Genomic DNA, 589 nt, shown 5'->3' with positions numbered 1-589 from the left:
CTGGGATGCCGATGCGTTGTTTTCGTCGGATCATTCGGTGCCGGGGACGATTTGTTCTCGTGAGGGCGGGTTTTTGACGTCGTGGCAGCCTGCGGAGTTCGACGCGGAGTTTTTTGGTATTTCGCCGCGTGAGGCTGATGCGATGGATCCTCAGCAGCGGTTGTTGATGGAGGTGGCCTGGGAGGCGTTGGAGCATGCCGGGATCACCAAGGAGGCGATCCGGGGCACCCAGACCGGCATCTTCGTCGGTATGACCACCAACGACTACGCGCTGGACATCATGAGCCAGATCCGGCCACAAGAAGTCGACCCCTACGTTCCCTTCGGCAATGCGGCCAATTTCGCGGCGGGGCGGTTGTCGTATTTCTTGGGTGTGCATGGTCCGGCGATGATGTTGGATACGGCGTGTTCGTCGTCGTTGGTGACGATTCATTTGGCGTGTGCGAGTTTGCGGCGTCGGGAGTCGGATCAGGCGTTGGCCGCTGGGGTGAATTTGATGTTGACCCCGCAGAACAGTATTGCGACGTCGCGGTGGGGGATGTTGGCCCCGGACGGGCAGTGCAAGACTTTTGATGCCGCCGCCGACGGT

Annotated in this window: 1 protein-coding gene; it reads left to right on the top strand. The window is 60.4% G+C overall.

All coding sequences use genetic code 11. The annotated features are described in order from the left end of the window. Positions 1-589, top strand: a 589-nt coding sequence (locus tag EJK91_RS21510; RefSeq protein WP_164518076.1) for a beta-ketoacyl synthase N-terminal-like domain-containing protein, incomplete at both ends; no start/stop codon positions are given.

Origin of the sequence: Mycobacterium sp. P7213 (assembly GCF_900604305.1) — a bacterium.
Taxonomy (GTDB): domain Bacteria; phylum Actinomycetota; class Actinomycetes; order Mycobacteriales; family Mycobacteriaceae; genus Mycobacterium.
The sequence above is the reverse complement of the archived record's forward strand: the minus strand, read 5'-3'. Positions and strand labels throughout refer to the sequence as shown.